The organism is Amycolatopsis sp. H20-H5 (assembly GCF_035828755.1).
Taxonomy (GTDB): Bacteria; Actinomycetota; Actinomycetes; order Mycobacteriales; family Pseudonocardiaceae; genus Amycolatopsis.
Genome location: NZ_JAYMZS010000211.1, coordinates 1 through 7,748 on the forward strand (window position 1 = coordinate 1; position 7,748 = coordinate 7,748).

5 protein-coding genes and 1 pseudogene are annotated in these 7,748 nt (G+C 71.8%); 4 read left to right on the plus strand and 2 right to left on the minus strand.

What is annotated here, in order from left to right:
- The first annotated feature begins 48 nt into the window (after nucleotides 1-48).
- Nucleotides 49-1,344: a type VII secretion-associated serine protease mycosin gene (gene mycP, locus QMK34_RS46160; RefSeq protein WP_326421301.1), complete on the plus strand. Its 1,296-nt coding sequence runs from the start codon at nucleotides 49-51 to the stop codon at nucleotides 1,342-1,344.
- A 70-nt stretch (nucleotides 1,345-1,414) separates the two neighbouring features.
- Here the strand turns inward: mycP and QMK34_RS46165 are convergent, their stop codons facing one another.
- Nucleotides 1,415-1,717, minus strand: coding sequence for a hypothetical protein (locus QMK34_RS46165; protein WP_326421303.1), 303 nt, complete (start codon nucleotides 1,715-1,717; stop codon nucleotides 1,415-1,417).
- 12 nt (nucleotides 1,718-1,729) lie between these two features.
- On the minus strand, nucleotides 1,730-2,041 hold the full coding sequence (locus QMK34_RS46170) for a WXG100 family type VII secretion target (protein ID WP_326421304.1): 312 nt from the start codon (nucleotides 2,039-2,041) through the stop codon (nucleotides 1,730-1,732).
- 182 nt (nucleotides 2,042-2,223) lie between these two features.
- On the opposite strand from QMK34_RS46170, the gene eccCa reads away from it, so the two are divergent.
- The 3 genes and pseudogenes from eccCa to QMK34_RS46185 all read left to right on the plus strand — a co-directional run.
- Entirely contained in the window at nucleotides 2,224-6,186 is a 3,963-nt protein-coding gene (gene eccCa / locus QMK34_RS46175) for a type VII secretion protein EccCa (protein ID WP_326421306.1), read from the plus strand.
- Nucleotides 6,187-6,280: 94 nt separating this feature from the next.
- Nucleotides 6,281-6,574, plus strand: coding sequence for a hypothetical protein (locus QMK34_RS46180; RefSeq protein WP_326421307.1), 294 nt, complete (start codon nucleotides 6,281-6,283; stop codon nucleotides 6,572-6,574).
- Nucleotides 6,571-7,748, plus strand: a pseudogene (locus QMK34_RS46185) (hypothetical protein); the annotation flags it as partial. The gene QMK34_RS46180 and the pseudogene QMK34_RS46185, both read left to right, overlap by 4 nt.

A 7,748-nucleotide genomic window follows, 5' to 3' on the forward strand; every position in this document is an offset into this window, starting at 1 on the left:
CCCCCCCCCCCCCCCCGCCCCGCGAGCAGGGGGAACGATGGCCACACCATGAAACGAACCAGTTTTCTGCTCGTGGCCGCGGCGCTGGCCCTCGCTCCGACGGCCTGGATCGTGACGCCCGCGCTGGCGGCACCGCCGACGGGCGCTTGTACGGGCAACGTCGAGCCCGCCCACCCGGTGATCGCCGAGCAGCCGTGGGCACAGCGGCTGCTGGACCTGAAACGGGTGTGGCCGCACAGTACCGGCGCCGGTACGCTCGTCGCGGTCATCGACTCCGGGGTGGACGTCGACCATCCGCAGCTGGCCGGAAAAGTGCTGCCAGGCCGCGACTTCTTCCTCGTCGGCTCTCTGCCGGGCAACTTCGACTGCACCTCGCACGGCACCGCTGTGGCGTCCATTGTGGACGCCAGTCAGGTCGCGGGCGTCGGGTTCGCCGGGGTCGCGCCGGACGCGCGGGTGCTGCCGGTGCGGGTCACCGACCGGTCGCTCAACGACGGCGGCGAGCCCACCCCGATCGATCCCGACGCCGTCGGCAAGGGGATCCGGTACGCGGCCGACGAAGGCGCGAAGGTGATCAACCTGTCGTTGTCCGGCTACGGCGACTACCCGGTGATCCGCGACGCCGTCCGCTATGCGCAGTCGAAGGACGCGCTGATCGTCGCCGCGGCCGGGAACCGGCAGGAGAACGCTCCCGGCTCGGCGTCCTACCCGGCCGCCTACGAAGGCGTGCTCGGGGTCGGCGCGATCGACATCTCGGGCGCGCGCGACAGCGGTTCCCAGGTCGGCGGCTTCGTCGATCTGGTCGCGCCCGGCAAGGACGTGGTCGCGGCGGCCAGAGTGGCCGGTCACGAATACTGGGACGGCACGAGTTTCGCCGCGCCGTTCGTCTCCGGCGCCGCGGCGCTGGTGCGCTCGGCCTGGCCGAAGCTGACCGCGCCGCAGGTGGCGCAGAGGCTGGTCGCGACCGCGAGCCTGGCCAGGGGCGGGCAGGGCAGCCCGGCCTACGGCGCCGGTGTGGTCGACCCTTACCGCGCGGTGACCGAAGGCCTTTCCGGCACGCCGGACGTCATGCCCGCGGTCCGCATCCCGCCGGTCGACCTCGCGGCCGTGCACGAACAGCAGTGGTGGTCACTCGCCGGAACGCACGCGAAACTCGTCGCCGCGGCAGTGGGGCTGGGGATCGCGCTGGCCGCCTTCGTGGCCTGGGTGGCCGTCCGCGGCCGACGGCGCCGCTGGTCCGCCGCCCGGACGACCCCGCCGTTGTCGGAGGTCGTGCGCGAGGAGCCGCCGGAGCAGATGTTCCTGTTCCCCAAGCCGGAGATCGAACGCCAGACCACCGGCTGAAAGCACAGAAAACCAGTGAGGGCCCCCGCACACCGGACGGTGCGGGGGCCCTCACTGGCGGGTGGTGGACCTACCGGGCGGAAGGACCGCTGCCGAGCCTGGCCATCGCGGAGTGCAGGGTCGACTGGTGCTCCTGCATCGCGTTGCTGAGCGTCTGCTGCAACCGGGCGTGGAACTCCTTGCCGGCGGCCAGCGCCAGCTGGTGGTCCGAACCCTCACCGGTGTAGACACCGTTCGCCGTGTCGTGCCACTCGCCACCGGTGCGGTTGTGGATCGCGGCGAGATCGTTCAGGTGCTGCTCGGTCTGGCTGATCGTCGTGGAGATCTGGCTGAGTGCTTCCTCCACGGCGGGGAAGACCATTTTGGCGTCCATGCGCGTGCTCCCTCAGAGGTTGATCAGGTTGCTGAACGAAGACCGGGCGCCTTCGGTCGTGGTTTCGTACATGTTGGCGGTCGCCTGGGTGTTCTCGCCGAGCGTGCTGTTGGCGACGACGACCTTGGTGAGCTTCTGGTGCCAGTTCTGGTGGGCGGCCATCAGTGCGGGCGAGATGGTGCTGCCGAGCTGGCCCATCAAGTTCTCCATGTGCATGCCCATGGTCCGCTGCATCTGGGTGAGCCCCTGCGATACCTGCTCGGCGTCCTTCGCGCCCTGCAGCAATTGGCTTGTCTCGCCCTGAAGCTGACTGTTCACCGACATGTGCTTGCTCCTTCCACTGCTCCGCGCGGACACCTCTGGTGGTGCCGCCAAGGCGAAGCTAATCGGGGGTCTGGGCCGAAAGGGTGGTCCGGCACATTCCTGCCATCGACGACCACGCCCGACCGTGGGCCCGCATGCTCTCCTCGCAGCTTCACCGCTCGAAACCGAGGAGGACATGAGCCGTGGCGACCGTGGTGGTGCGCAGGCCGTTACGGCGGCCCGCGCCGGAAATGCCGTCCGGGGAACTCATCCTCGACGCGCCCCCGGAGATTCCCCTGCCCTCGGGCCGTCAGTGGACCCAGGCGCTGATGATGCTGCCGATGCTCGCCATGATGGGGGCGATGGCGCTGACGTTCAGCGGCACCGGCGTCGGGAGCTCCCTGCGCTACGTGACGATGGGGTTGTTCGGCGTCGCCATGCTCGGCATGGTGGTGATGAGCTTCGTCAACGGCGGCGGCGCGACCAAACGGGACATGGGCCAGGCACGACGCCGGTATCTGCGCGACTTGGCGCAGCACCGCCTGCGGGTCGCCAGGACGGTGGGCAGGCAGCGCCGGACACTCTGGTACCTGCACCCCGACCCCGAGACGCTGTGGTCGGTCGCCTCGAGTTTCCGGCTGTGGGAGCGGCGTCGCGGTGACGCCGATTTCGGCGCGGTGCGCATCGGACTCGGCAGGCAGAGCCTCGCCACCACGCTCGTCGCGCCGGACACCAAGCCGCTGGAGCGGCTGGAACCGTTGTCCGCGCTGGCGTTGCGCCGGTTCATCACCACGTACTCGGCGATCGAAGGACTGCCGCTCGCGCTGGCCGTGGACGGGTTCGCCCGGATCCACGTCGACGGCGACCGGGCGCGCTCGGCCGGGCTGGTCCGCGCGATGCTCGCGCAGCTGGCCACCCTCCAGTCGCCCGACGACCTGCGGATCGCGGTGTGCGTGAGCGCGGATCGCGCCGGCGAATGGGAGTGGGTCAAGTGGCTCCCGCACGCCCTGCACCCGGAGCGCACCGACGCGCTGGGGCCGGTGCGGCTGGTCGCGCCGGCGATCACCACGCTCGAGGTGATGCTGGAGGACGTCCTCGCGAACCGGCCCCGCTTCGACCCGCAGACCGCGGCCGCGGTGTCCGGGCCGCACCTGGTCGTGGTGCTCGACGGGGGTTCGTTCGCCGGTTCCGACCACCTGATGACCGTGGGCGGGGTCGAAGGCGTCACGGTGATCGACCTGACCACGGTTCCGCCGAAGACCCCCGAGGTCACCACGCTCGTGCTGGCTGTGGGCGAGGACGGCCAGCTGTCCAGTGAGACGGCCGAAGGCGGTACGGCGCTGGGCGTGGCCGACGACCTGCCGATCGTCTCGGCCGAGGCGCTCGCCCGCCAGCTCGCGCCCCTGCGGCTCACCGCCGCCGGCCGCGGCGAGCAGCCGCTGAGCACCGAACTGGGCCTGGCCGACCTGCTCGACCTCGGCGACCCGTTCTCGTTCGACCCCGCCGACACCTGGGTGCAGCGCCCCAGCCGTGACCGGCTGCGGGTGCGGTTCGGCATCCGGCCCGACGGCAGCCCGCTCGAGCTGGACCTCAAGGAGTCCGCCCAGGACGGGATGGGCCCGCACGGGCTGCTCATCGGCGCCACCGGGTCCGGCAAGAGCGAGCTGCTCCGCACGCTGGTGCTCGCGCTGGCCATCACGCATCCGCCGAACGTGCTGAACTTCGCGCTGATCGACTTCAAGGGCGGCGCGACCTTCACCCGGCTGGACAAGCTGCCGCACACCAGTGCGGTGATCACGAACCTCGCCGACGAGCTCCCGCTGGTCGACCGGATGACCGACGCCATCAACGGCGAGCTCATCCGGCGCCAGGAGCTGCTGCGCGCGGCGGGCAACTTTTCTTCGTTGCGCGACTACGAAAAGGCCCGTGCCGCGGGCGCGCCGCTGGCCGAGGTGCCGACGTTGCTGGTGGTGTGCGACGAGTTCAGCGAGCTGCTCTCGGCGCGGCCTGACTTCATCGACATGTTCGTCCAAATCGGACGGGTCGGGCGCTCGCTCGGCGTGCACCTGCTGCTCGCCTCCCAGCGGCTTGAGGAGGGCAGGCTGCGCGGACTCGACACCCACCTGTCCTACCGGATCGGCCTGCGGACGTTCTCCGAGATCGACAGCCGTGTCGTGCTGGGCGTCAACGACGCGTTCACCCTGCCGAGGGCGCCGGGCCACGGGTTCCTCCGCTTCGGCGACGAGCCGATGGTCCGGTTCCGCTCCGCGTACGTGTCCGGCGTCCACCGCGCGGGTGAGATCCGGGGCGGGAGCGGCACCCAGACGCAGGCCGGGCTTCGGCAGTACTCGAACGCCTTCGTCGCCCCGCCGGTCGAAACCGACGTCGTCGAAGAACCGGCAGAAGACCTCGACGAGGCCGTCGGCGAGAGCCTGATGGACATCCTGGTCGACCGCTTCGCCGGCCACGGCGCCCCCGCGCACCAGGTGTGGCTGCCGCCGCTGGCCGAGTCGCCGACGATGGACCAGCTGCTCGGCGAGCCGGTCGCGGATCCGGTGCGGGGCCTGCGGGCGGGCGATCCGGCGTTGTCCGGGACGCTGCGCGCGGTGGCGGGTGTGGTGGACCGCCCGCTGGATCAGCGGCGCGACCTGCTGCTGCTCGACCTGTCCGCCGCCGCGGGTCACCTGCTGGTGATGGGCGGCCCCCGGACCGGCAAGAGCACCGCGCTGCGCACGGTCGTCACCGGGCTCGCGCTCACCCACACCCCGCGCGAGGTCCAGTTCTACTGCCTCGACTTCGGCGGCGGCACGCTCGGCTCGATCCGCGGCCTGCCCCACGTCGGCGGGGTCGTCGGGCGGCAGAACACCGGCGCGGTCCGGCGGGCGATCGCCGAGGTCTCGACCGTGCTGGCGGAGCGCGAGCGCCGGTTCGCCGAACATGAGATCGACGGGATGGCGAGCTACCGCGCGCTGCGGGCCGACGGCACGATCACCGGCGATCCCCACGGCGACGTCTTCCTGATCGTCGACGGCTGGGCGACCTTGCGCAAGGAGTTCGAGGACCTGGAGGAGCAGGTCGTCGCGATCGCCGCGCGCGGGCTCGCCTACGGCGTGCACCTGATGGTCTCCTGCGCGCGCTCGTTCGACCTGCGCTCCGCGATCCGCGACCTGTTCGGCAGCCGGATCGAGCTGCGGCTCGGCGACCCCGCCGACACCATGGTCAACCGGATGAGCGCGCTGAACGTGCCGGAGAACGCGCCGGGGCGGGGCATCATCCCGACCGGGCACCAGCTGCTCATGGCGCTGCCGAGGGCGGACGGGCAGGCCACCAGCGAGGATCTCGCGCGGGGAGTGTCCACTTTGGTCACCGCGGTCGCCGCGGCCTGGCCGGGGGAACCCGCGCCCGCCATCCGGCTGCTGCCCGCCCGGCTGCCCTACGAAACGTTGCCGCCGCGTGACGACCCGGCCACCCACCGGCTCGTGGTCGGGGTGTCCGAACAGGACCTGGGCCCGGTGCAGCTCGACTTCGCCGCCGACGCGCACTTCCTCCTGTTCGGGGACGCCGATTCCGGCAAGACCTCGTTCCTGCGGGTGCTCGCCCGCCGGATCGCCGACAGCTACGCCCCGGACCAGGCCAGGATGATCCTGGTCGACCACCGGCGCACCCTGCTCGGCGAGATCGGCTCCGAGCACCTGCTCGGCTACGGCACCGATCTGACCACCACCAAGGACCTGATGGTCGACGCCGCGAAGGCGATGGCCGAGCGGCTGCCGGGCCCGGACATCACCCCGGAGCAGTTGCGCGGCCGCAGCTGGTGGCGCGGGCCGGAGCTGTTCATCCTGATCGACGACTACGACCTGGCCGTCACCTCGGCGGACAACCCGTTCCTGCCGCTGATGCCGTATCTGGCGCAGGGCCGCGACATCGGCCTGCACGTGGTGCTGACGAGGCGCACCGGCGGCGCGGGCCGCGCGCTGTTCGAACAGTTCGTCGCGCGGCTGCGTGACGTCGGGGCGCCCGGTCTGCTGCTGTCGGGCGACCGGGACGAGGGCCCGCTGATCGGTGGGCTGAAGCCCGAGTCGCTGCCGCCGGGGCGCGGCAGGCTGGTCACCCGCCGCGACGCGCCGAAGCTGCTCCAGCTGGCTTGGCTACCGCCCGCCGAGTGATCGTGGCCGGTTGCTGTCGCGGGCGGCCCGGCGGGTGCGCGCGGTGGTTGGCTTCCGGACAAGGCAAAGCCCGATCTTTCGAACGGAGGCGAGCATGGCAGGCAACGACTTCCTTCAGGGGGTCACCGAAAGTATGCAGGCGTTCCGGCCCCAGGCACCTGAGGTGACCGGCGGCGCGGCGGCCCAGCAGGCTGGCGGTGGCATGGAAGAAGCCACTCAGTTCACGGCGGTGCACGGTCAGGCCGCTCAGCACCTGCAGCAGTTCGTGTCCGCGGCGAAGCAGGGGTTCGCCGCGTACACGGGCATCGCTGCCGAGAACGGGCAGGCGTACCAGCAGGTGACCACCCGCTACACCGACGAGTTCGCTCGGCTGGGGGAGAGCTCATGAGCGTGGACTACACGACAGTCGAGATTCCGACGCAGGTCCAGCTGATCGACAAGACCGCGGGCCTCGCCGGTTCGCTCACGGACATGGCGAACCTCTGGAAGACCGCGAGCACGCAGCTGCAGAACTCGGCCACGTCGCTGCAGGGGGAGGTCAAAGACCTCAGCCAGACCTGGACGGACGGCGCCTTCGACGTCTTCGACCAGCACACCACCAAGAGCAAGACCGAGCTGGACACCTGGCACGGCAACATCACCGGCAGCGGCGTCGCCGACCTGCTCGTCGAGCTCGGCCAGCAGATCCCGATCACCCAGCAGGGGGTGCACCAGGTCGCCGAACGGTACGCACTGGTGGGAGGTTCGCTACCGGCCGCGATGGTGCTCCAGACGCAGTCCGGCGAGCTGATGAACCGGCTCGGCGAACTGTTCGATCGCGCGGGAAAGGCCGCGCAGGCGGCCGGGCAGGGTCCACAGTGGAGCGGTCCGGCAGGTGGGGGATCGGGTGCTGCCGGTGGCGGCGGCGCGTCCCCCGCCGCGGCGGGCGGTGATTCCGCGGGCAGTGATCCCGCGGGCGGCGGTGCAGACGGTGGAGCGGCCGCTGGTGGCGGTAGCGGTCAGTCGGCTTCCGCGGCGACCGGTGGCGACAGCGGGGCCAGTGCCGCGTCTTCGGCGCAGGGGGACACCGCCAGCGCTTCGGCGACCCCGGAGACGCCCACACCGCAGCTACCGTCGAGCGACGGCCTCACCCCGGCAGGCGACCCGTCGCTGTCCGGAGGCGTGGGCACGGCCCCGACGTTGCCGGCCCTCGGGCCGTTGCCGCCGGTGAACCTGCCCCCGATCACCAGCCCGAACCTGCCGGGGACCATGCCGTTCCTGCCTCCGCTCGGCCTGCCGGGCGCGGGCGGTCCCGGTGGCCTCGGTGGCCTCGGTGGCGGCCTGGGCGGTGGTCTCGGTGGCCCTCGCGGTGGCGGGCTGCGGCTCGGCGGCGGTCACGTCGGCGTGCCGGGGGTGAGCCTCGGTGGCGGCCTCCGCTCGATCCCGCAGGCGGCGGCTCCGGTGGAGACCTCGTCGATGCCCGCACCGGGTGCCGCGCCGTCGGCGGGGCAGTCCGGGATGGCCACCCCGCCCGGCGGCGGGCCGCCCTCGGGCGGCATGCCGATGATGCCGATGTCCGGAAT